This window comes from Streptomyces prunicolor (assembly GCF_045162825.1).
In the GTDB taxonomy this organism is placed as follows: Bacteria; Actinomycetota; Actinomycetes; order Streptomycetales; family Streptomycetaceae; genus Streptomyces; species Streptomyces prunicolor.
The window spans coordinates 2,084,890-2,107,672 of record NZ_CP108676.1; the positions used below are offsets into that span (position 1 = coordinate 2,084,890).

At 70.3% G+C, this 22,783-nt stretch carries 19 protein-coding genes; 7 read left to right on the top strand and 12 right to left on the bottom strand.

What is annotated here, in order from left to right:
- Window positions 1–2,218 precede the first annotated feature (2,218 nt).
- A complete protein-coding gene (locus tag OG588_RS09365; protein ID WP_405946874.1) occupies window positions 2,219–2,374 on the bottom strand; it encodes a hypothetical protein in 156 nt (51 codons plus the stop codon).
- Window positions 2,375–2,709: 335 nt separating this feature from the next.
- On the opposite strand from OG588_RS09365, the gene OG588_RS09370 reads away from it, so the two are divergent.
- The gene (locus OG588_RS09370) at window positions 2,710–3,912 is read left to right on the top strand and encodes an amino acid deaminase/aldolase (RefSeq protein WP_360073096.1); all 1,203 of its coding nucleotides are present in this window, start codon (window positions 2,710–2,712) and stop codon (window positions 3,910–3,912) included.
- A gap of 82 nt (window positions 3,913–3,994) precedes the next feature.
- Here OG588_RS09370 and OG588_RS09375 read toward each other — a convergent pair whose 3' ends face one another.
- The 3 genes from OG588_RS09375 to OG588_RS09385 are packed head-to-tail and all read right to left on the bottom strand — an operon-like array spanning window position 3,995 to window position 7,565.
- A complete protein-coding gene (locus OG588_RS09375; protein WP_019064934.1) occupies window positions 3,995–4,777 on the bottom strand; it encodes a 3-oxoacyl-ACP reductase in 783 nt (260 codons plus the stop codon).
- Window positions 4,774–6,183 (bottom strand): aldehyde dehydrogenase family protein, encoded by a 1,410-nt coding sequence (locus OG588_RS09380; protein WP_405946875.1) that lies wholly within the window; start codon window positions 6,181–6,183, stop codon window positions 4,774–4,776. Before OG588_RS09380 ends, OG588_RS09375 begins: the two co-directional genes overlap by 4 nt.
- 11 nt (window positions 6,184–6,194) lie before the next feature.
- On the bottom strand, window positions 6,195–7,565 hold the full coding sequence (locus OG588_RS09385) for a glutamine synthetase family protein (protein ID WP_405946876.1): 1,371 nt from the start codon (window positions 7,563–7,565) through the stop codon (window positions 6,195–6,197).
- Window positions 7,566–7,650: 85 nt separating this feature from the next.
- Here OG588_RS09385 and OG588_RS09390 point away from each other — a divergent pair, with 85 nt between their 5' ends.
- Window positions 7,651–8,385 (top strand): FadR/GntR family transcriptional regulator, encoded by a 735-nt coding sequence (locus OG588_RS09390; protein WP_405946877.1) that lies wholly within the window; start codon window positions 7,651–7,653, stop codon window positions 8,383–8,385.
- 71 nt (window positions 8,386–8,456) lie between these two features.
- Window positions 8,457–9,149 (top strand): gamma-glutamyl-gamma-aminobutyrate hydrolase family protein, encoded by a 693-nt coding sequence (locus OG588_RS09395; protein WP_405946878.1) that lies wholly within the window; start codon window positions 8,457–8,459, stop codon window positions 9,147–9,149.
- A gap of 14 nt (window positions 9,150–9,163) precedes the next feature.
- On the opposite strand, the gene OG588_RS09400 is transcribed toward OG588_RS09395, so the two are convergent.
- Window positions 9,164–10,087 (bottom strand): LysR family transcriptional regulator, encoded by a 924-nt coding sequence (locus tag OG588_RS09400; protein WP_405946879.1) that lies wholly within the window; start codon window positions 10,085–10,087, stop codon window positions 9,164–9,166.
- Window positions 10,088–10,157: 70 nt separating this feature from the next.
- Here OG588_RS09400 and OG588_RS09405 point away from each other — a divergent pair, with 70 nt between their 5' ends.
- The gene (locus OG588_RS09405) at window positions 10,158–11,267 is read left to right on the top strand and encodes a TDT family transporter (RefSeq protein WP_405946880.1); all 1,110 of its coding nucleotides are present in this window, start codon (window positions 10,158–10,160) and stop codon (window positions 11,265–11,267) included.
- Here OG588_RS09405 and OG588_RS09410 read toward each other — a convergent pair.
- From OG588_RS09410 to OG588_RS09425, 4 genes are all read right to left on the bottom strand, one after another.
- The gene (locus OG588_RS09410) at window positions 11,194–11,913 is read right to left on the bottom strand and encodes a helical backbone metal receptor (protein ID WP_405946881.1); all 720 of its coding nucleotides are present in this window, start codon (window positions 11,911–11,913) and stop codon (window positions 11,194–11,196) included. The genes OG588_RS09405 and OG588_RS09410 overlap by 74 nt on opposite strands.
- The gene (locus OG588_RS09415) at window positions 11,913–12,479 is read right to left on the bottom strand and encodes a helix-turn-helix domain-containing protein (RefSeq protein ID WP_393043011.1); all 567 of its coding nucleotides are present in this window, start codon (window positions 12,477–12,479) and stop codon (window positions 11,913–11,915) included. Before OG588_RS09415 ends, OG588_RS09410 begins: the two co-directional genes overlap by 1 nt.
- Before the next feature lie 411 nt (window positions 12,480–12,890).
- Window positions 12,891–14,705 (bottom strand): ABC transporter permease/substrate binding protein, encoded by a 1,815-nt coding sequence (locus tag OG588_RS09420; RefSeq protein WP_405946882.1) that lies wholly within the window; start codon window positions 14,703–14,705, stop codon window positions 12,891–12,893.
- Window positions 14,698–15,783, bottom strand: coding sequence for a glycine betaine/L-proline ABC transporter ATP-binding protein (locus OG588_RS09425; RefSeq protein ID WP_405946883.1), 1,086 nt, complete (start codon window positions 15,781–15,783; stop codon window positions 14,698–14,700). The genes OG588_RS09420 and OG588_RS09425 overlap by 8 nt, the downstream gene beginning before the upstream one ends.
- Before the next feature lie 210 nt (window positions 15,784–15,993).
- Here OG588_RS09425 and OG588_RS09430 point away from each other — a divergent pair, with 210 nt between their 5' ends.
- Both OG588_RS09430 and OG588_RS09435 read left to right on the top strand, forming a co-directional pair.
- Window positions 15,994–16,923 carry a 5'-3' exonuclease H3TH domain-containing protein gene (locus OG588_RS09430; protein WP_405953079.1) on the top strand — a complete coding sequence of 310 codons (930 nt, stop codon included), beginning with the start codon at window positions 15,994–15,996 and terminating at the stop codon, window positions 16,921–16,923.
- Between the two features lie 89 nt (window positions 16,924–17,012).
- On the top strand, window positions 17,013–17,852 hold the full coding sequence (locus OG588_RS09435) for a siderophore-interacting protein (RefSeq protein ID WP_405946884.1): 840 nt from the start codon (window positions 17,013–17,015) through the stop codon (window positions 17,850–17,852).
- A gap of 155 nt (window positions 17,853–18,007) precedes the next feature.
- Here the strand turns inward: OG588_RS09435 and OG588_RS09440 are convergent, their stop codons facing one another.
- The 3 genes from OG588_RS09440 to OG588_RS09450 form a co-directional block, all read right to left on the bottom strand.
- Window positions 18,008–18,784, bottom strand: coding sequence for an ABC transporter permease (locus tag OG588_RS09440; RefSeq protein ID WP_405946885.1), 777 nt, complete (start codon window positions 18,782–18,784; stop codon window positions 18,008–18,010).
- Entirely contained in the window at window positions 18,781–19,797 is a 1,017-nt protein-coding gene (locus tag OG588_RS09445; RefSeq protein ID WP_405946886.1) for an ATP-binding cassette domain-containing protein, read from the bottom strand. The genes OG588_RS09440 and OG588_RS09445 overlap by 4 nt, the downstream gene beginning before the upstream one ends.
- A gap of 183 nt (window positions 19,798–19,980) precedes the next feature.
- A complete protein-coding gene (locus OG588_RS09450) occupies window positions 19,981–20,601 on the bottom strand; it encodes a PadR family transcriptional regulator (RefSeq protein ID WP_366097038.1) in 621 nt (206 codons plus the stop codon).
- A gap of 253 nt (window positions 20,602–20,854) precedes the next feature.
- Here OG588_RS09450 and OG588_RS09455 point away from each other — a divergent pair, with 253 nt between their 5' ends.
- Complete coding sequence (locus OG588_RS09455) at window positions 20,855–22,432, top strand: amino acid permease (RefSeq protein WP_405946887.1); 1,578 nt, start codon at window positions 20,855–20,857, stop codon at window positions 22,430–22,432.
- Window positions 22,433–22,783: the final 351 nt, after the last annotated feature.

Consider the following 22,783-nt stretch of genomic DNA (forward strand, 5'->3'; position numbering starts at 1 on the left):
GGCGGGAGCGGACGGGGGTGTGGCTGGGCGAGGGGGGTTCTGGCGGAGCCGGTCGGACGGTTGGTGCGGGGGCTCGGCCGGCGGGCCGGGCGGGGTGGTGGGGGCGGCGGCAGAGGTTCCCGGTCGGGTGGGGACGTAGCGCTGCGAGTCGGGTGCCTGGTGCGCGGGCTCGGTTGCCGGGCGGGGCGGGGTGGCGGAGCCGGCAGAGGTTCCCGGGCGCGTAGGGATATAGCGCCGCGAGTCGGATGACTCACGCGAGGCCTCACCCTCGGGACGCTGCGAGGTGCCCGGGCGAGGAGGCGTTGCCTTGCCGGCAGAGTCCTGATGCGACCAGTCGGACGACTCACGCAGGGGCTCGGCTGCCGGATCAGGCGGAGTGGCGGAGCCAGCAGAAGTCCCCGGGCGCCTAGGGATATAACGCTGCGGCTCGGACGACTCACGCGAGGTCTCGCCCTCAGGGCCCGGCCGAGTGACCGGGCCGGGAGGAGGCGTTGCCTGGCGGGGTGAGTCCTGGCGCAACCCGTCGGACGCCTCACGCGGAGTTTCGCTCGCAGAGCGCGGTGGACTGGAGGGGCTCGGAGGAGTTCCCGGGCGGCCGGGGGCATGGCGAAGCCGGTCGGACGGCTGACCGGAGGCCTCGCCCGCAGGGCGCGGCGGAACACCCGGGGCAGGAGGCACCTCCGAACGAACCGAATCCTGCCTCGACCAGTCGGACGCCTCGCCCGGAGCCTCTCCCGCAGAGCGGGGCGGGACAGCGGAGCCAGGAGGTGTCGCCGAGCGGGTCGAATCCTGACGGTGCCGGTCGGACGACGACTGACGCGGGGTCTCGCCCGCAGAGCGCGGCGGCGTGCCAGAACCAGCCGGTGTGGACGGGCGGAACGGGGCCGCCGTCTCCGAACTGGGTTCCCGTAGCGCCTCGTTGGCATACGTCGCCGCCGTGGGGCGGTGAGGCGGTCGGGGCGGGACCGGTCCCGGTGTGGCTTCGTCGTGGCTCGCGCGGCGCGTGTCGCCGGCGGGCGCGGGCGGGGCGTCCGGGAAGCGTGCCGAGGCGGGAGGAGGGGGTGGGCTCACGGGGTCCGTGGCACGGGGCGAGTACGGCCGAAGGCCTGGGAAGCGCGGCCGCCCGTCGGAGGAAGCCGGTGGGGCACCGGACCCGTCGCGGGTATCGGAGCCGTTGCTCTGAGACGCGGTACCGGGGTCAGGGTCGTTACCGGGAAACACCGGTCGGGCGTCGGAGCCGCTGCTCAGAGACACCGCCCGGGCATCAAAACCGTTGCCCTGAGGCGCGGTACGAGCGCCAGGAACGTCACCCGGAAACCCCGGACCGGCATCAGACCCACCACTCGAAGACACCGCCCCGGCGCCAAAACCGTTGCCCGGAGACGCGATGCGCTCGTCGCGACCGTTCCCCCGGGACACCGTACGGGCGTCGGACCCACCGTCCTGCGGTGCCGTACGCCGCCCGTTGCCGCGGTCCCACCACCCCGTGCCGAACCCGTCGCCCCCGGTCCCCGCCGACGCCGTACCGGAACCCGCCCCAGATGCCGACGCACCGGGACCTGCCCCTTGCGACGGCACGTCAGAACCCGGCGCGAACGGCTCTCTCCCGTTTCGCGAAGCTCCAACAGCCCCCGCAGCTCCGGCCCCGGAAGTCCCCGAGTCGCTCGACCCCGACACACCCGTACCGTCGCTCGGTCGCGCATCCCCCGCCGCTCGCCGCCCTCTCGCATGGACGCCCGAAGCGGGCCGACGTTCAGACGAACCGCCATTCGTCAGCGCACCCGGCATCCCCGGCGCACTCCACGCATCCCACGCACCCGAAGTCCCCGACGCACCAGGCCTGTTCGACGCACCCGACCGGTTCCCCGCACCTTGTGCACCCGACCCGCCCTGCACGTCCGACCTGCCCCCCGCACCCGGCATCCCCGGCCCATCCGAAACCGGCCCAACCCTCAAACCGGAACCCGAACCCGAAACAGGACCCGAAGTACCCCCCGAAGCCGGACCCCAGGCAAAACCCGAAGCGGGACCCGAAGTTCCCCCAGACACAGGCCCCGAAGCGGAACCCGAGGCGGCCCCTGCCGCGCCCCACGCCGCCCTCGGAGTCCCCGGCATCGCGCCAGAACCAGAATGCGGTCGGTCCACATCCTCGCCTGTTGCGTCAGCGGCATCGGTGGAACCAGTCGCATCAGCCGCACCCGTCGCACCGGCCGCGTCATCAGACGCCGGCCACCCCGCCGAGTTCGCCATGTTCGCCGAATTCGTCACGTTCCCCGGGTCCAAAGGATTCCCCGCGCTCGTCGACCCCGGCGGGCGGCGCGGTGGCGGCGAGCCCGGTGATCCGGGGGCGCGTCGCGCTTCCGTGCTCATGCACCCCCCGTTTCCTCGTACCGGGCCGGTGTCCGTCCGTATGCGGGCACCGTCTGTCCTGTGCGGGGCCGGTCCAGTCCCGCTCTTTGCTCGTATACGGACCGGCGTCCACCCCGCCTCACCCGGCACGTACACAAATACAAAGTCGTCCCGAGCACGCATACCCGCAGCGGCGGACCGCCATCCCGAGCGCGGTCGAACGACCGGCGGCGTTTCCTCCGTGCGTGCGCGTCACTCTACGGGTTGACCCCGCTCGAACGGGAACCAGTCCACGCCCCCGGGGCATCTGCCCGGAACGTCCCCCTACCCTGCGGTAATCCTGTCTGGCAGGCTGCGTTCATGACTGCGCGCGCCGCCGACCGGGCCCGTTACGACCGGGCCACCGCCCACCTCGACGCCCCACTCGCGATCGTCGACCTGGACGCCTTCGATGCCAACGCGGACGACCTCGTCCGCCGGGCCGGCGGCAAGCCGGTCCGCGTCGCCAGCAAGTCCGTCCGCTGTCGAACCCTCCTCGAACGCGTCCTGGCCAGGGACGGCTTCGCGGGCCTGATGTCCTTCACCCTCGCCGAGTCGCTGTGGCTCGCCCGCTCCGGGTTCGAGGACGTCCTCCTCGCCTACCCCTCCGCCGACCACGCCGCCTTCGGCGAACTGGCCAACGACCCCAAGCTCGCCTCCGCCGTCACCGTCATGATCGACGACCCCGCACAGCTCAAACTCATCGACGACTCACGCGACGGCGGCACCGAAGTCATCCGCGTCTGCCTGGAGTTGGACACCTCGCTGAAGATGCTCGGCGGTCGGGTCCGCATCGGCGCGCTCCGTTCACCGCTGCGCTCCCCCGCCCAACTCGCCGACATCGCACGGACGGTGTCCGCCCGCCCCGGCTTCAAGGTCGTCGGGATCATGGCCTACGAGGGACACATCGCCGGTGTCGGCGACTCCGTCGCGGGGCGGCCGTTCCGCTCCCGCGCGATCCGGCTGATGCAGGCCACCGCCAAGCGCGAACTCGTCGAGCGGCGCGCGGAAGTGGTGCGTGCGGTAAGGGCGGTTGTGCCCGATCTGGAGTTCGTCAACGGTGGTGGCACCGGCAGTGTGCAATACACCGCCGCCGAGGATTCCGTGACCGAGATCGCGGCCGGTTCCGGGCTGTACGTACCGCGCCTCTTCGACAACTACACGTCGTTCACCGGCCGTCCGGCCGCGCTCTTCGCCCAGCCCGTCGTACGGCGCCCGGGCGTCGGCGTCGTCACCGTCCTCGGCGGCGGCTACCCCGCCTCCGGCGCCGCCGGCCCCGACCGGCTCCCGGTGCCGTACCTCCCCGAGGGTCTGCGCTACGACCCCCAGGAAGGACCCGGCGAGGTACAGACGCCGCTGCTCGGCTCCCCCGCCGACGACCTCCTCATCGGCGACAAGGTGTGGTTCCGGCACGCCAAGGCCGGTGAACTCTGCGAGCGCTTCGACGTGTTGCACCTGATCGAGGGCGACGCCGTCACCGCCACGGTGCCCACCTATCGCGGCGAAGGCATGACGTTCCTCTGACGGAGCGACAAAAACACACGACGGCCCGGAGTTTCTTCCGGGCCGTCGCTGTGTGCTGACCGACTGAGCACTCTCGTATCTCTTACATCGGCGTGACGTACGCCCCCGAAATCCCGCCGTCCACAAGGAAGTCCGCGGCGTTGACGAACGACGAGTCGTCACTCGCCAGGAACGCGACGGCCGCGGCGATCTCGGTCGCCTCGGCGAAACGGCCGACCGGAATGTGCACCAGGCGGCGCGCGGCGCGCTCGGGGTCCTTCGCGAACAGCTCTTGCAGGAGTGGGGTGTTGACCGGGCCCGGGCAGAGCGCGTTGACGCGGATGCCCTCGCGGGCGAACTGCACGCCCAGTTCACGGGACATGGCGAGGACCCCGCCCTTGGACGCCGTGTACGAGATCTGCGACGTCGCCGCGCCCATCCGCGCCACGAACGACGCCGTGTTGATAATGGACCCCTTGCCCTGGCGGCGCATGTACGGGATCGCGGCCTTGCAACACAGGTACACGGACGTGAGGTTGACGTCCTGGACCCGCTTCCACGCCTCAAGTCCCGTGTCGAGGATGGAGTCGTCGTCGGGCGGCGAGATGCCCGCGTTGTTGAAGGCGATGTCGACGCTGCCGTAGGTGTCGAAGGCCGCCTTGAAGAGCGCCTCGACCTGCTCGGGGTCGGTGACGTCGACCTTTACGAACAGCCCGCCGACCTCGTCGGCCGCCGCCTTGCCGTGGGTCTCGTCGATGTCGCCGCAGACGACGTTGGCGCCCTCGGAGGCGAGCCGGCGCGCGGTGGCGAGACCGATGCCGCTGCCGGCTCCGGTGATGACGGCGGTACGGCCGACGAGACGTCGGCAAACAATCTCTGAGGTCACTGTGCGGGGCCCTCCGTGCTGGTCGAGACGTTGGTGGGGGTGACGTCGCTGATGAAGACGTTCTTGGTTTCGGTGAAGGCGGTGAGCGCGTCCGGGCCCAGTTCGCGGCCGATCCCCGACTGCTTGAAGCCGCCGAAGGGGGTCCAATAGCGGACGCTGGAATGGGAGTTGACGGACAGGTTGCCCGCCCGGACGGCCTTCGAGACGCGCAGCGCCCGGCCGACGTCGCGGGTCCAGATGGAGCCGGAGAGGCCGTAGTCGGTGGCGTTGGCCAAGGCGATCGCCTCCGCCTCGTCCTCGAAGGGGAGCACCACGGCGACGGGGCCGAAGACCTCCTCGACGGCCACGCGCGCGTGCGGGTCGACGCCGGTCACCACCGTCGGCGGGAACCAGAAGCCGGGGCCCTCGGGTGCCTTGCCACGGATGCCGACGAGGTCGTCCGTGACATACGAGCGCACGCGCTCCAGCTGGACCTTGGAGATCAGCGGACCCATGTCCGTCGTCTCGTCGGCCGGGTCGCCGACGCGGACGGACTCGACAGCCGGAGCCAACAGCTCCAAGAACCGGTCGTAGACGCTGCGTTGGACGAGGATGCGGGTGCGGGCGCAGCAGTCCTGGCCGGAGTTGTCGAGGAAGGACATGGGGGTGGCGGCCGCCGCGGCCTCGATGTCCGCGTCGGCGAAGACGATGTTGGGGCTCTTGCCGCCGAGTTCGAGGGTGACGCGCTTGAGGAGGTCCGAGCCCTTCGCCAACACCTGTTTGCCCACAGCCGTTGATCCCGTGAACACGATCTTCGCGACGCCCGGGTGCTCGACGAGCGCGGAGCCCGCGACCGGGCCGCGGCCGGGGAGCACCTGGAAGAGGCCCTCGGGAAGGCCTGCCTCCAGGGCGAGTTCGGCCAGCCGGAGCGCGGTCAGCGGGGTCGTCTCGGCCGGCTTGAGGATGACCGCGTTGCCCGCCGCGAGCGCCGGTGCGGTGCCCCATGCGGCGATCGGCATCGGGAAGTTCCAGGGCGCGATCACGCCCACCACGCCCAGCGGTTCGAGAATCGTGATGTCGAGGCCGCCCGCGACCGGGATCTGCCGGCCGGTCAGCCGCTCCACTCCCCCGGCCGCGTAGTCCAGCAGGTCACGGACGTTGCCGGCCTCCCAGCGGGCGTTGCCGACCGTGTGCCCGGCCTCGCGCACCTCCAACTGGGCCAGTTCTTCGAGGTGTTCGTCGACGGCGGTCGCGAAGCGGCGCAGCAGCCGGGCCCGGTCGGCGGGCGGGAGCGCCGCCCACTTCGCCTGGGCCCGCGCGGCGCGTACGACAGCGGCGTCCACGTCGGCCGCGGTGGCGGCGGGGACGGTGGCGACGACCTCCTCGGTGGCCGGGTTGAGCACCTGGAGTTCAAGCTCGTAGGACAACGAAGGACCTCTCACAGACGTTCGAAGGAGCGACGCAGCTCCCAGTCGGTGACGGCGGCGTCGAAGGCTTCCAGTTCGACGCGTGCCATGTTGCGGTAGTGCGCGACGACCTCGTCGCCGAAGGCGGCCTTGGCGATCGGGCTGTTCTCCCACAGCTCGGCGGCCTCGCGGAGATTGGTGGGGACGTGCGCGTAGTCGCCGCTGTAGGCGTTGCCCGCGCAGGTCTCCGGCAGCTCCAGCTTGTGCTCGATGCCGTAGAGCCCGGCCGCGACGAGGCCCGCCACCGCGAGATACGGGTTGACGTCCCCGCCGGGCAGCCGGTTCTCGAAGCGCATCGAGCGGCCGTGGCCGACGACCCGTAGCGCGCAGGTGCGGTTGTCGTACCCCCAGGCGACGGCGGTCGGCGCGAACGAACCGGGCTGGAACCGCTTGTACGAGTTGATGTTCGGGGCGTAGAGCAGCGAGAAGTCGCGCAGCGCGGCGAGCTGTCCGGCGAGGAAGTACCGCATGACCTCCGACATGCCACCGGGGTCGGAAGCGGAACCCGCCATGGCGTTGCCGCCCTCGCCGTCGCCGAGCGAGAGGTGGATGTGGCAGGAATTGCCCTCGCGCTCGTTGTACTTCGCCATGAAGGTCAGCGAGACGCCCTCCTGCGAGGCGATCTCCTTGGCGCCGGTCTTGTAGACGGCGTGCTGGTCGCAGGTGACGAGGGCGTCGTCGTAGCGGAAGGCGATCTCGTGCTGCCCGGGATTGCACTCCCCCTTGGCGGACTCGACGGTCAGACCCGCGACGGCCATCTCATTCCGAATCCGGCGCAGCAGCGGCTCGATGCGCCCGGTGCCCAGCACCGAATAGTCGATGTTGTACTGGTTGGCCGGGGTGAGCCCTCGGTAGTTGGCGTCCCAGGCCTGTTCGTACGTGTCCTTGAACACGATGAACTCCAGCTCCGTACCGACCTGCGCGGTGAAACCGTGCTCGGCGAGGCGCTCCAGCTGGCGGCGCAGGATCTGGCGGGGTGCGGCGACCACCGGCGATCCGTCGTTCCAGGCGAGGTCGGCCATCAACAGGGCGGTGCCGGCGTTCCAGGGCACCCGGCGGAGGGTGGACAGGTCCGGGTGCATGGCGAAGTCGCCGTAACCGCGCTCCCAGGAGGACATGGCGTAGCCGTCGACCGTGTTCATCTCGGTGTCGACGGCGAGGAGGTAGTTGCAGCCCTCGGTACCGTGCCGGAGCACGTCGTCCAGGAAGAAAGGGGCGGCGAACCGCTTGCCCTGGAGCCGCCCTTGCATGTCGGGGAAGGCCAGGACAACAGTGTCGATCTCACCACTGGCGACGAGGCGTTGAAGTTCCTCGACGCTCAGTGGGGGTGTGCGGTCTGCCACGGGAAAGCCTCCTTCGGCTTCTACGGTCAGCCGGAAGCCATAAGGTATTGCGGAGAACCATTGCTTGGGAAGGGGGTACCGCCATATGTCGCTGGATGCGGAGAACGGGCTTGAGGACCGGTTGACCCCGGTACTGCGGCCGGTGCGGGCGGGCAACGGCTTCGAAGAGGCGCTGGAACAGATACTGCAGGTCGTACGGCTGGGTCTGGTGCCGGGGGGCGAACGGTTGCCGGCCGAGCGGGAACTGGCCGAGCGGCTCGGGATCAGTCGGGTGACGCTGCGCGAGGTTCTGAAGGTACTCCAGGACCAGGGCCTCGTGGAGTCGCGGCGCGGACGCTACGGCGGGACGTTCGTCCTGCCGAAGTCGGACGCGGGCGGCGAGGACGAGCTGCGGCGGCGGATCAGCGCGGTCGACATCGAGGACGTGCTGCGGTTCCGTGAGGTGCTGGAGGTCGGCGCGACGGGCCTGTGCGCGACCCACGGCCTGACCCCCGACCAGGCGGACCGCCTCCGGGACGCCCTCGCCCGCACCCACGACGCCCCGCTCGCCGACTACCGCCGCCTGGACACCCTGCTCCACCTGACCCTGGCCGAGCTGTGCGGTTCCCCGACCCTGACCGCGCAGTACGCGGCGGTACGGGCCACGGTGAACGACCTCCTCGACTGCATCCCGCTCCTGGTCCGCAACCTGGAGCACTCGCAGCGCCAGCACATCGCACTGGTCGAGGCGGTCCTCGACGGGGACGCGGACGGGGCGCGGGAGATGATGCGGGAGCACTGCGCGGGGACGGCGGCACTGCTGCGCGGATTCCTGGCGTGACGGCCTGACCAGCGGGGTAGTTCAATGGTCCGCACGGAGTCCATTCAATTCGCTTCACGTCGGAGGGGTGCATGGCGGGCAGGCCGCTGATCGGTATCAGCACGTATCTGGAGGCCGGAGCACGTTGGGGCACCTGGGAGTTGGAGGCGGCCCTGCTGCCGGCCGGCTACCCACGGCTCGTCCAACGCGCGGGCGGTCTCGCCGCGATGCTGCCGCCCGACGCCCCCGAACACGCCACGGCGACGGTCGCGCGCCTGGACGCCCTGGTCATCGCGGGCGGCCCGGACGTGGAACCGGTCCGCTACGGCGCCGACCGCGACCCCCGCACCGGCCCACCGGCCCCCGCCCGAGACGCCTGGGAACTCGCCCTGATCGAGGGCGCGTTGACGGCGGGGATCCCCCTGCTGGGCATCTGCCGGGGAATGCAGCTCCTGAACGTCGCCGTCGGCGGCACCCTCGTCCAGCACATCGACGGCCACGCGGAGACACCGGGAGTCTTCGGCCGGCACCCGGTCAAGCCGGTACCGGGAACCCTGTACGCGTCGGCGGTACCGGAGGAGACCTCGGTCCCGACCTTCCACCACCAGTGCGTGGACCGCCTGGGCGCTGGCCTGACGGTGTCGGCCTGGGCGGAGGACGGCACCCCGGAGGCGATCGAACTCCCTTCCGCCGACTGGGTGTTGGGGGTGCAATGGCACCCCGAGATGGGCGAGGACCTGCGGGTGATGCGGGCGTTGGTGGAAGCGGCTACGAAGGCCCGCTAGCCCTGGGAAGCCCGCTAGCCCCGCGTCAGCGAGAGCAGCTCCCGCGCCGGTCCCGTCGGCCGGTGACCCGTGGGCCACACCGCTCTCAAGTCCCGGGCGAGAGTGACCCCTTCGACCGGGATACGCACCAGCCTCCGCATCGACAGCTCCTCCCCCACGGCGAGTTCGCTCAGCACCGCGGGCCCCGCTCCGCTCACCGCCGACGCCTTGACCGCCGTGGTGGACGACAACTCGATCAACGGGCGCGCCAGTCCACCCAAGGCCGCGTCCAGCACCTGCCTCGTGCCCGAGCCCTCCTCCCGCAGGATCAGCGGCGTCGACGCCAACTCCGCCGCCGGGACCGGGCGTTGACGACGAGCCCACGGATGGGTCGGGGCGGTCACGACGATCAAGTGGTCATGGGCGATCACCGTGGAATCCAGTCCAGCGGGCACGGACAGGCCCTCCACGAACCCCAGGTCGGCCTCGTCGGCGAGGAGCCGTTCCGCGACCGTGGTCGAGTTGCCGGCCAGCAACGAGACTGCTGTGTCGGGGCGTTGGGAGCGCAGGGCGAGGAGCCAGCCGGGGAGCAGGTACTCGGCGATGGTCATGCTGGCGGCGACCCGGAGCCGGGAGTCGCGCCGGTGCCGTAGCGCCTGGGCGCCCGCGTCGAAGGCCGCCGCCGCTTCCACGACCCGGCGGGCCCAGTCCGTGACCAGGGCCCCGGCGTCGGTCAGGGTCGATCCGCGCGGTGAGCGGTCCACCAGGGCGACGCCGAGCTGCCGTTCCATGGAGCGGATCCGGCTGCTGGCCGCGGGCTGGGTGATCCCCAGTTCGCGGGCCGCCCCGCCGAGACTCCCGAGCCGGGCCACCGCCAGCAACAGCTCCAGCGCGCCCAGATCCGGTACCCGGTGCGCGATCGACCCCTCCCGCTGCTCACCCATCTCACCGTTGCTCATAAATCCAGTTTATGTCCCCATAGACAGATACTCCCTGGTCGCCCGTCTCGGTCGGCGAGACGGTGGAGGCATGGTCACCGCCGTTCGTCATCTCGGACCCAACTGGTACGCCTCCGTCATGGGCACCGCCATCGTCGCCACGGCCGGTGCCGGGCTCCCGCTCCACCTCCCGGGACTGCGCACGGCCTGCACCGCCGTCTGGGCCCTCTCCCTCGCGATGCTGCTGACCCTGCTCGCCGCCCGCACCCTGCACTGGACCCACCACCGCGACCAGGCCCGCGCCCACCTCCTCGACCCGGCGATGGCCCCCTTCTACGGCTGCCTCGCGATGGCCTTGCTGGCGGTGGGCGGCGGCGCCCTGGTCGTCGGGCGGGACTGGATCGGGCTCCGGGCGGCGGTCGCGCTCGACACCGTGCTGTTCGGCGCCGGAACGCTCATCGGGCTCACGGCGGCCGTCGCCGTCCCGTACCTGATGGCCGTACGGCACAAGGTGCACCCTTCCCAGGCGACCCCCGTGTGGCTGCTGCCCGTGGTCGCGCCCATGGTGTCCGCGGCCCTCGGACCGCTCCTCGTGCCCCACCTGCCGCCCGGCCAGCCCCGGGAGACGCTGCTCCTCGCGTGCTTCGCGATGTTCGGACTGAGCCTGCTGGCAACCCTGTTGATGCTGCCGCTGGTCTTCGCCCGCCTCGTCACCGGCGGCCCGCTGCCCCTCGCGCTCACCCCGACGCTGTTCCTGGTCCTGGGCCCGCTGGGCCAATCCACCACGGCCGTAGGCAAGTTCGCGGACTTCGCCCCGGGTGCCCTATCGGCCCCCTACGCCCAAGGGTTCAGCCTCCTCGCCGTCCTCTACGGCGTCCCCGTCATGGGCTTCGCCCTGCTCTGGCTCGGCCTCGCCACCGCGCACGTCGTCCACGCCCGCCGCCGCGGCATGCGCTTCACGATGACCTGGTGGGCGTTCACCTTCCCGGTCGGCACCTGCGTCACCGGCGCCGAGTCCCTGGCCCACCACACCGGCCTCGCCGTCTACGACGGGCTCGCGATGGTCCTCTACGGCGTCCTGGTCGCCGCTTGGGCCACCGCCGCCGTGCACACGGCCCGCGGGCTGGTCAGCGGTGCGCTGCTCGCAGGGCCGCGCCCAGCACCCGTGGCGCTTCGCCCAGTGACGGCCCGTACCACGTGAGGTGCCGGCCACTGACGCGCGCGCAGGGCAGACCGGGAAAGGCCTCCGGTCCGTCATCGGCCGTGAAGCGGTACGGCTCGTCCGGGAGGACCACCAAGTCCGGTGTCGCGGAACGTAGTTCGTCGACCGTGGCACGCGGATAGCGCTCGGCGTGCGTCGCGTACGCGTGGTCGACTCCCAGGCGGGACAGCACATCGCCCGCGAAGGTGTCCCGGCCCAGCACCATCCAGGGACGGCGCCAGACGGGGACGACGGCTGTCAATCGGCGTGCGGGAGCCGGGAGTTCAGCCCATGCCCGCTCCGCCTCGTCCAGCCAGCGCGGGCGGGACGGCGCTCCGCACGCGTCGAGGACCCGGGCGAGTTCGCGGAAGGCCTGCGGGACGTCACGCACCTCGGTGACCAGGACCTCAACTCCCGCCTCGCGCAAGGCAGTCAGGTCCGGCTCGCGGTTCTCCTCCTCGTTGGCGATCACCAAGTCGGGGGCGAGGGCGAGGATCGGGTCGAGCTTGGGGTTCTTGGTGCCGCCGACGCGCGTCACGTCGAGGTCGGGCGGATGGCTGCACCAGTCCGTCGCGCCGACCAGAACTCCCGGAAGCGATACGGCGATCGCCTCCGTGAGGGACGGCACGAGGGACACGACGCGCATCAGCGCTGGCGGTCCTGGACCGCCTCGATGTGCTCGGCCACGGCGACCACGACCACCCGGGTGTCCGGCACGGTCGCGCGCCAGCGGTGGCGGACGCCTCCGGTGAGGTACATGGTGTCGCCGCGCACGAGGCGGTACGCGCGCCCCTCCGCCTCGATCTCGACGGCGCCCTCCGCGACGTACATCAACTCGTCGTTGCGGTGCTGGAATTCGCGACCGGCGTCATGGTCACCGGTGAACTCCGAGGCGTGCAGCTGGTGATGCCCGCGCACGAGGGAACGCATCCGGGGTGCGCCGCCCGACTCGGGTTCCTCCGCGCGTACGACGTCGACGCTGCACGCGGGGTCGGCGGCGGCGAGGAGTTCGACGGCCGTGGTGCGCAGGGCGTCGGCCACCTTCTCCAGGGAGCTGCGGCTGGGGCGGGCCCGGTCGTTCTCGACCTGGCTCAGGAAGGGCACCGACAGGCCGCTGCGTTCGGCCACGACGGCGAGGGTCAGCGAGAGTGCGCGGCGCCGCCGCCGTACGGCCGCACCCACCCGAAGGGGCTGTTCTTTGTGGTCGCCCATCGCTCCGGCTCCCTCCTTCGCTCGTCGGTTTTCAGTTGCCTCTGATGAGTTCTCTGCACCCTACGCATGTTCGGCAAACCGTTTCATGCGCCTGTCACATCCACGTCACACAGCGTGCGATCGGACGTCACAGTTCTGGCCAACCTGCAAGGGCTCACCGGCCCTCGATCAGCGCCGGACCTCGTCTCTACTCTTCAATGCATACGCAGCCGCCTGTGTTCCCGCTCACATCACGGGCCTGATTGCGGGGTTTCGTAGCGCTATGTGGTTGGCCGGATCCTTTTCGTGCCGGATCGGGGCACGGACAAAGGCGGGCCCCGCCGCACGAAGGGGGGAACGTGCGGTGGGGCCCACCTCTGGGACGGCGGCTGCGGGACTGTCAGGTCACCCGGCCGCCTGGCTTTTCTGGTCCTACTGGCTCTGCTGGTTCTTCGTGACCGGGGCCAACTGGTCGACGAGGCCCGGGTGTTGCTTCAGCCAGGTGCGGACGGCGTCCTGCTCCTCGCCCTTGCCGGACTTCTGGATCTGCGCCTCCAGACCGGTGAGCTGGGACTCGGTCATCTTGAAGTCCTTCAGCCACTTGCCGACGTCGGGGTTGTCGGCGGCGAAGCCCTTGCGCGCCACGGTGTGCACGCCGTCGCCCTTGCCCCAGGCGTTCTTGGGGTCCTTGAGCTTCTTCAGCTTGTAGTCGCTGTACGCCCAGTGCGGCGACCAGAGCGTGACGACGATCGGCTGCTTCTTGGCGTACGCCCGCTTCAGCTCGGCCAGCATCGCCGGGGTGGAGCCGTCGACGACGTCGTAGGAGCCCTGGAGGCCGTACTCCTTGAGGACCTTGGTCTTCAGGAGGCCCATCATTCCGGCGCTCGGTTCGATGCCGGTGATCTTGCCGCCGAACTCGGAGGCGTGGGTCTTGAGGTCCGCCAGGGTGTTGACGTCCTTCATGTACGCCGGGACGGTCAGCTCCAGGGAGGTGGAGCCGTACCAGCTGCCGAGGTCGTCGAGCTGCTTGCCGTACTTCTTCCAGTACTCGGCGTGCGTGGTGGGCAGCCAGGAGTCGGTCTGGAAGTCGACCTGGCCGGTGGAGAGGCCGGTGTAGAGCGGGCCCGCCGCGTACTGGGTGGTGGTCACCTTGTAGCCGCGTTCCTCCAGGATCTCCTTCCAGAGGAAGGTGGAGGCGATGCCCTCGTCCCAGGGGATGTAGCCGATGGTGATCTCCTTGCCCTTGCCGACGTCCGTGGCGGAGGTCGCCTTGGTACCGGAGGAGGAGCCCAAGACGCCCATGCCGCCGGCCACCAGGGCGAGGACGACCACGCCGATCACAGCGAAGGCCGGGCGGGGGCGGTAGTTCCAGGGCTTCTCGTTGCCTGCGGCGCGGGCCTTGGCGGCGGCGCGGCGGCCGAGTGGGGAGATCTGGGTGCCGAGCGCGCTGGTCATGCGGTCGAGGTAGATCGCGAGGACGACGATGCCGACGCCCGCCTCGAAGCCGAAGCCGATGTCGAGCTGGCCGATGGCCTCGTTGACGGCGCCGCCGAGGCCGCCGGTGCCGACCATGCCGGCGATGACGACCATCGACAGGCCCAGCATGATGACCTGGTTGATGCCGGCCATGATCGTCGGGAGGGCGAGGGGCAGCTGGACGCGGAGCAGAGTGTCGCGTGGTGAGGTGCCGAACGCCTCGGCTGCTTCCACGAGTTCGGCGTCGACCTGGCGGATGCCCAGCTCGGTCATGCGGACGCCGGGGGCGAGCGCGAAGATCAGGGTGGCGATGACGCCGGCGGAGGTGCCGAGGCCGAAGAAGAGGATCGCCGGGATCAGCAGCACCATCGACGGCATCGTCTGAAGCAGGTCGAGAGCGGGTCGTACAACCGCGCTGACCGTCTTGGAACGGGCCGCCCAGATGCCCAGCGGGATCGAGATCACCAGGGCGATGACGGTCGCCACGAGCACCAGGGCGAGCGTCGACATGGCCCGGTCCCACAGGTCGAGCGAGTCGATGAGCAGGAATCCGGCGAAGGCCAGGACACCCGCGACCAAGCCGCGCAACCACCAGGCGATCACGGCGAAGATGCCCGCGAGGAGCAGGGGTTCGGGGGCGGTGAGGACCGCGTTGATGCCGTCGTACATGCCCTCGACGACCGTCTTGATCGCGTCGAAGAGCCAGGACATGTGGGCGAGGAGCCAGTCGACACCGGAGTCGACCCAGTCGCCGAGCGGGAGCCTAGGCATGGGCGGTCACCTTCTCGCCGCCGTCACGCGGACTGACACAGGGGGTGGGTTCGTGCTGCTCGTCGCCGAGGAAGGCGACCAGGCGCTGCCTGGGGACGACACCGACCAGCTCGTGGTCCTTGTCGAGCACCGCGACGGCGTGCGTGAGGCGGGCGCTGATCGCGCAGAGCTCGTTGAACGGCGTGTCCGGCGTCGCGGTCTCGCAGGCGCAGTCGGCCTCGTCGCCGCGCAGGTCGGTGTCCATGACGGAGCTCGCCGTGAGGACCCGGGAGCGGTCGACGTCCTGGATGAAGGAGGAGACGTAGTCGTCGGCGGGGCGGACGAGGATGTCCTCCGCTGTGCCGGTCTGGACGATGCGGCCGTCGCGCATGACGGCGATGCGGTCGCCGAGGCGCATGGCCTCGTTGAGGTCGTGCGTGATGAAGACGATCGTCTTCTTCAACGACTGCTGCAGTTCCAGGAGTTGGTCCTGCATGTCCCGGCGGATCAGCGGGTCCAGCGCGCTGAACGACTCGTCCATCAGGAGCAGGTCGGCGTCGGTGGCGAGCGCGCGGGCCAGGCCGACGCGCTGCTGCATACCGCCGGACAGCTCGTCGGGCCAGGAGTCCTCCCAGCCGGCCAGGCCGCACAGGGCGAGCGCCTCGCCGGCGCGCTTCAGGCGCTCGGCGCGGGGCACGCCCTGCACTTCAAGACCGTAGGCGGCGTTCTCGCGGACGCTGCGGTGCGGGAAGAGCGCGAAGTGCTGGAAGACCATGCTGATCTTGTGGGCGCGGACCTCGCGGAGTTCGCGGTCGCCGAGCGCGGTCAGGTCCTGGCCGTCGAAGAGGACGCGGCCCGCGGTGGGCTCCAGGAGTCCGTTGAGCATCCGCAGGAGGGTCGACTTGCCGGAGCCGGACAGGCCCATGACGACGAAGATCTGGCCCGGTGCGACGGAGAAGGAGGCGTCGATGACGGCGGCGGTGGTGCCGTCGGCGCGCAGCTCCTCCCGGTCGGCTCCTTCGCGGAGCCGTTCGACTGCCTGGTCGGGTCGTCTGCCGAACACCTTGTACAGATGCTCGGCTTCTAGCCTGGCTGACACGCGTACCTCTCGATCGGGGGCAGGACGGGAGGCGACGGCGACGGACCTGGAAGGCCCCTCGACGGTTGAATGTGCAACCGGCATCGCTCCGAGGCCGCGCCTGCCCATGCTTATCGCGGGCAAACACCGGAGTGGCCCAGCTCACCCACCAGCGGTATTGGTCCCTCCGGGTGACACGAAGGGGTGATCGCCGCCCTGCCGTGCGGCATGATGCGAGGCGTGACCGGACGACTGATGCTCCTCGACACCGCCTCGCTCTACTTCCGCGCCTACTTCGGCGTCCCGGAGTCCGTGAAGGCACCGGACGGGACGCCGGTGAACGCCGTACGCGGGCTGCTCGAGTTCATCGACCGCCTGGTCAAGGACCACCGCCCCGACCAGCTGGTGGCGTGCATGGACGCGGACTGGCGACCGCAGTGGCGGGTCGACCTGATCCCCACCTACAAGGCCCACCGCGTCGCCGAGGTACGCGAGAGCGGCCCGGACGCGGAGGAGGTGCCGGACACGCTCTCCCCGCAGGTGCCGATCATCGAGGCCGTCCTCGACGCGGTCGGCATCGCGCGCGTGGGCGTCGAGCCGTACGAGGCGGACGACGTCATCGGCACGTTCACGGCACATGCCAAGGGCCCGGTCGACATCGTCACCGGCGACCGCGACCTGTACCAGCTCGTCGACGACGCCCGCGGCATCCGCGTCCTGTATCCGATCAAGGGCGTCGGCATGCTCCAAGTCACCGACGAAGCGTTCCTGCGCGAGAAGTACGGCGTCGACGGCCGCGGTTACGTGGATCTGGCGCTGCTGCGCGGCGACCCGAGCGACGGTCTGCCGGGCGTCCCCGGGATCGGTGAGAAGACGGCGGCGAAGCTGCTCGCCGAGTTCGGTGACGTGCCCGGGATCATGGCGGCGATCGACGACCCCAAGTCCAAGCTGACGCCCTCGCAGCGCAAGCGCCTCGACGAGGCACGGCCGTATGTCGCGGTCGCGCCCAAGGTCGTACGGGTCGCCGACGACGTACCGCTGCCCGACGTCGACCCGACGCTCCCGCACGCCCCACGTGACCCGGAGCTGGTGAGCGCGCTGGCGGACCGCTGGGGGCTGGGCGGATCATTGCAACGACTGCTCACCACGCTGGGCGCGTAAGCATTGTTTTTGCTCTCACTTTCTTGCCTGTCACAAAGAATCCAGTGCTAACTTAGGTAAGCCTAAGCATGAGAATCTGGGAGGCCGTCATGGCAGAACGTCCGGCACGGAAGCCGCGTAAGCCCCACTCCGCGCAGGTCGTCCGGACTGAGCGCCTGACCCCCCACATGCAGCGCGTGGTGCTCGGTGGCGAGGGTCTGGCCGAGTTCTCGGCGGACACCTGCACCGATCATTACGTGAAACTGCTGTTCCCGGCCGGGGGTGCGACCTACCCCGAACCCTTCGACATGGAGCGCATCCGCGCCGAGTTCCCGCGCGAGCAGTGGCCGGTGACCCGCACCTACACCGTGCGCGCCTGGGACCCCGAGCACCGCGAGATGACCCTGGACTTCGTGATCCACGGCGACGAGGGCCTCGCCGGCCCGTGGGCGACCCGGGTCCAGCCGGGCGAGACCGTCCACTTCATGGGCCCCGGTGGCGCCTACGCCCCCGACGCGGACGCCGACTGGCATCTGCTCGCCGGGGACGAGAGCGCGCTGCCCGCGATCGCCCGCGCGCTGGAGTCGCTGCCCGAGGGCGCCACTGCGCACGCCTTCGTGGAGGTCTCCGGACCCGAGGAGGAGCAGAAGTTCGACTCCGGCATCGAGGTCGTCTGGCTGCACCGTGGTGACCGTCCGGTCGGCGAGGCGCTTGCCGAGGCCGTACGGGCGCTGGAGTTCCCGGAGGGCCGGATGCACGCGTTCGTGCACGGTGAGGCGGCCTTCGTGAAGGACCTCCGCGCCCTGCTGCGGGTCGAGTTGGCGATCCCGCGCGAGGATCTTTCGATCTCCGGGTACTGGCGGCTGGGCCACAACGAGGACGGGTGGCAGGCGTCCAAGCGGGAGTGGAACGCGAAGATCGAGGCGGAGCAGGAGGGCGTTGCCGCGTAGGTGCGCCGCAGGGGGTGCCACAACGGAGCATTGGTGTCTGCCCGCGCCGTCGTGGCTGGTCGCGCCCACGCGGCGGAGCCGGAAATCGACACAGCCCCGCGCCCCTTTCGGGGCGCTGACCCGGGGCGGCGCCTTTGGAGTGCCGCCCCTGTCGCTTACACCGACCGCTGATACGACCTGAACGTGCGGATCGACAGCCATACCGCCGCTATCGCGAGCGCCAGCAGCGCGCCGCCGCGGCTGAGTACGTCGCCCCAGTCGGGGTGGTCGCTCATCGCCGAACGGCCTGCCACCATCGCCCAGTTGAGTGGGTTGAAGTCGGCGATGTGTCGCATCCACGAGGGCATCTGGGACGGTGCCATGAAGGCGCTGGACAGGAATGTCAGCGGCAGCAGCAGGAAGGTGTTGATGCCGATGATCGACTCCCGCTGCTGCACCAGCATGCCGAGCGCGTTCGACAGCGCCCCGAAGACGGTGCCCAGGAGCACGGAGGCGACGATCAGGATCGCGATGCCGCCGATGCCGCCCGGGTAGTCGGCGCCGCCGAGCAGTCCCAGCAGCACGATGATCGCCGACTGGAGCGCGGTGACGAGGCCGTTGTTGACGACGTTGCCGTTCATCAGCGCGGCCCGGCTGACCGGAGTGGTCAGGAAGCGGTTGAGGGTGCCGCGCTGGATCTCCTCCAACGTGCCCATGCCCGCCCACATGTTGGAGCTGAGGGCACTCATCACGACCACACCCGGGACGAGGTAGTCCAGGTACGAGGTGGTGCCGAAGCCGCCGAGTTCGACGACCTTCTTGAAGAGGTTGCCGAACAGGAACAGCCAGATGACCGGCTGGATGAGGGTGATGACCGCGAAGGCGGGCTGCCGTGCGAACACCATGAGTTGACGCTGCGTCATGTACCAGGTCTGGGAGACGGCGGTGCTCATCGCGCACCTCCGGCGACGGCGAGCCGCTCGGTGCTGTTCGCGTCGGCCTCGGCGTAACGGCGGCCCGCGTAGCGGAGATAGACGTCGTCCAGCGAGGGACGGGCGACGGTCGCGCTGGCGACGCCGACGCCGGCCCGCTCGAACGCGGCCAGCAGGGCGGGCATCGCGGCCGCTCCGTCGTCGGCGCGGGCACTGACCCGGTGCCCGTCGACCAGCACCTCGTGCACGCCCGGCAGTCCGACGAGGGTGCCCCGCAGCAGCGTACGACCGGCGTCGCCGACCGCTTCCCGCAGCTCCAAGTGGACGGCGTCGCCGCGGAGTTCACCCTTGAGGGAGTCGGGGGCGCCTTCCACGACGACCCGGCCGCGGTCGACGATCGCGATGCGTTCGGCGAGCCGGTCGGCCTCTTCGAGGTAGTGCGTGGTGAGCAGGATGGTCAGCCCCTCCTCCCCCGCCAGCCGGCCGATCTCGTCCCACATCGCGGTGCGGGCCTCCGGGTCCAGGCCGGTGGTGGGTTCGTCGAGGAAGAGCACCTCGGGCCGGTGCACCAGGCCGAGCGCCACGTCCAGGCGGCGGCGCATACCGCCGGAGTAGCCCTTCACCGGGCGCTTCGCGGCGTCGGTGAGGGTGAAGCGGTCGAGGAGCTCGTCCACCCGCCGCGTGAGGGCGGCGCCCCTCAAGCCGTAGAGCCTGCCCTGGAGTTGGAGGTTCTCGCGGCCGGTCGCCGTCGGGTCGGCGCCGGAGTTCTGGGCGACCACGCCGATCGCGCGGCGGACCCGGTCGGGGTGGCGCAGCACGTCGTGGCCGGCGACGGTGGCCGTGCCGGAGTCGGGCCTGGCGAGGGTGGTGAGGATCTTGACGGTGGTGGACTTGCCGGCGCCGTTCGGCCCGAGGAGGCCGAAGACGGTTCCGGGTTCGACGGTGATGTCCATGCCGTTGAGGGCGGTGACATCGCCGGGATAGGTCTTGATCAGTTGACGCGCCTCGACCGCGGGCGCACGGGTAGTGCCCATGACAGCTCTCCAAGGAATGAGCGGATGTGCGAGGTGAAAGGTCACGACTGATCCGCGTGAAGAGCGCCCGGCTATCCTGGGTGTGCCGCACCTCGATCGCCTGGCTTTGCCGCACGGCGGGTCAGTTCGGGGTTCGTGACCCCGGCGGGGCTGCTCCAACAGCCCGGTCGGGGTTCTTCGTGTCTAGGTGAACTCCGGTGGCAGCTCCCCCGTTTCGTGGAACTGGCGCCATCCGTCGACGCCGAGCATCGAGCCCTTCCTGATCTCCTCCAGGAAACCGCGCACCCATTCGGCCTGCGCCTCGATCATGTGCAGTTGGTACTCGACCTCGATCAGGAACAGCCGGGGCACCGACTCGTACAGCTTCTCCAGGGCCCCGCGCTCACTCGCCGCCTGCACGTCCAGGTTCTTCACCCGCTCCTCCAGAAGCGTCATCACCTCGTCGGGGTGCAGGGCGCCCAGCAGCGAGAGGGCCGTCTCGAAGATCGGGTACTCCTTGACCGGGCGGGCCAGCAGCTCGGACAGCCACTCGGTCGTCTCCTCGCGGCCGGCCTCGGTCACTCCGTAGACCGTGCGCTCGGGGCGGTTGCCCTTGCGCTCCGTGTCGGCGACCTCGACGAAGCCGTGCTTCTCCAGGTTCTGCACGACCGTGTAGAGCGAGCCGTAGTTGATCTTCGTGCTGGTGTCCTTGCCCTGGCGGCGAAGGGTCTGGGCGATCTCGTACGGATGCATGGGCCCCTGCCAGAGGGTCACCAGCACGGCGAGCGCGAGCGGATTGCCGAGCTTGCGACGCTTCGCAGCCATCGGGATCACCGCCTCCATCCGTACCTCGCGTCCGAATATCCGCGACCGAACATATCGCGAGTTGGGCGAGAGCGTCAATACACACGATGTATCGCGATTCCGCCGCCACGGCAAGAGCGTGAGGACTTAGGCCCCCCGCAGATACGACGGCGTGACGCGGCCGAAACAGCCCCTCCCTAATTTCTGTCACCCGACAGGAATTCAGCTGTCGCCGTCAGGATTCCGCTCTCCTGCGCCGAAGGCAGGTGCCGCCGTGACCACAACAGCCCCCTCCGACCTACGCCCCGATCCGCCGCACTCCCCCAGCTCCGACGACGGCTCCCTCGCGGAGTTCGGCTACCGCCAGGAGCTGCACCGCAGCCTGGGCCGGTACGCGTCGTTCGCGGCCGGGTTCTCCTTCATCTCCGTACTGACGACCGTCTTCCAGTTCTTCGCCTTCGGGTACGCGTTCGGCGGCCCGGTCTTCTTCTGGGCCTGGCCGATCGTGCTGGCCGGCCAGCTCCTGGTGGCGGCCTGCTTCGCGGAACTGGCCGCGCGCTACCCGATCTCGGGCGCGATCTACCAGTGGTCGTCACGCCTCTCCAACGCGACCTTCGGCTGGTTCGCGGGCTGGATCATGGTGATCGGCCAGATCGTTGTGGTGGCGGCAGCCGCCCTGGCCCTCCAGATGGTGCTGCCTGCGATCTGGTCGGGCTTCCAGCTGGTGGGCACGGACCCGGCCCCCACCTCCCCCGACGGCGCGGCCAACGCGGCGGTCCTGGGCGTGATCCTGCTGGTCCTGACGACGGTGGTGAACATCCTCGACAACCGCGTGATGTCGATCATCAACCGGGTCGGGGTGACGGCCGAGATCATCGGCGCGATCCTGATCGTCGTCCTCCTCCTGACCCACTCGAAGCGCACCCCGACCATCACCTTCCACACGACCGGCAGCCTGGAGGGCGGACTCCTCGGCGCCCTGCTGGTCGGCTCGTTCACGGCGGCGTACGTGATGATCGGCTTCGACAGCGCGGGCGAGATGAGCGAGGAGACCCACAACCCGCGCCGCACCGCACCCCGCACGATCCTCACCGCGCTCACCGCCGCGGGCCTGCTCGGCGGCCTGATCATCCTCGGCGGCCTGCTCGCCGCCCCCAGCCTGACCGACGGCCACCTGGGCGTCGACGGCCTCAGCTACGTCCTCACGAGCAGCCTCGGCGACGGCGTCGGCAAGGCCCTGCTGGCGGACGTGGTGGTGGCGATCGCGGTAGCGACGCTGGCCATCCAGACGGCGGCCTGCCGCATGCTCTTCTCGATGGCCCGGGACGGCCAACTCCCCTTCTCGGCCCGCCTGTCCAAGGTCAACGCCCGCACGGGCATGCCCAGCGCCCCGGCCATCGTCGTAGGCACCCTGGCGGCGGCCCTGCTCCTCCTCAACTTCGCCTCCCCGGACGCGTTCCTCGCCATCGGCACCACCTGCATCGTGATGCTGTACCTGGCGTACGCGATGGTGACGGGCCCGCTGCTACTGCGCCGCGTGCGGGGCGAGTTCGAGGTGGAGGGCACGGACGAGACGGGCGCGCGTCTCTTCTCCCTGGGGCGGTGGGGGGTGCCGGTCAACGCGCTGGCGCTTGTCTACGGCCTGGTCATGACGGTCAACCTGGCGTGGCCGCGGGCTGCTGTGTACGACCCGGCGGGTGGGCACTGGTACTTCCAGTGGTTCACCGTGCTGTTCCTGGTGGTGACGGTTACGTTCGGAGCCTTGTACCGGCTCATGCGCGCGCGGCGTGTGCGCTCCGCGACCGAGCCTGCTCGATCTCTTGCGGATTCTACTCAACTGCCGCCTGAATAAGCCTTGTTGTGGTCGGTTGGCGGCGCATGGACGGCGCACTGGACGGAGCGTGAAGCCGCGCATCCGGCAAGCGGAGAACCGCTCCATGCGCCGGGGTAGCACCATGCGCCGGGGCAGCACGCCCTTTTGAGGAGACGTGGGCCGTCGCATGGTCCGGAGCAAGGGCCTTTCAGGGCGAATTGACGACATGACTCGATGTCGCACCCGGGCCGGTTGGAGGTGGTGCCCGGATGCCCGCGACGGCCGGCGGCTCAACACCTCGCGACGGCGCCTTCGTTGAGCTCGGACCGGCCTCGAACAGTTGACTGGACCCGCAGGCACATCGGAAGGTGGAGACGCCCCGCGACCGCA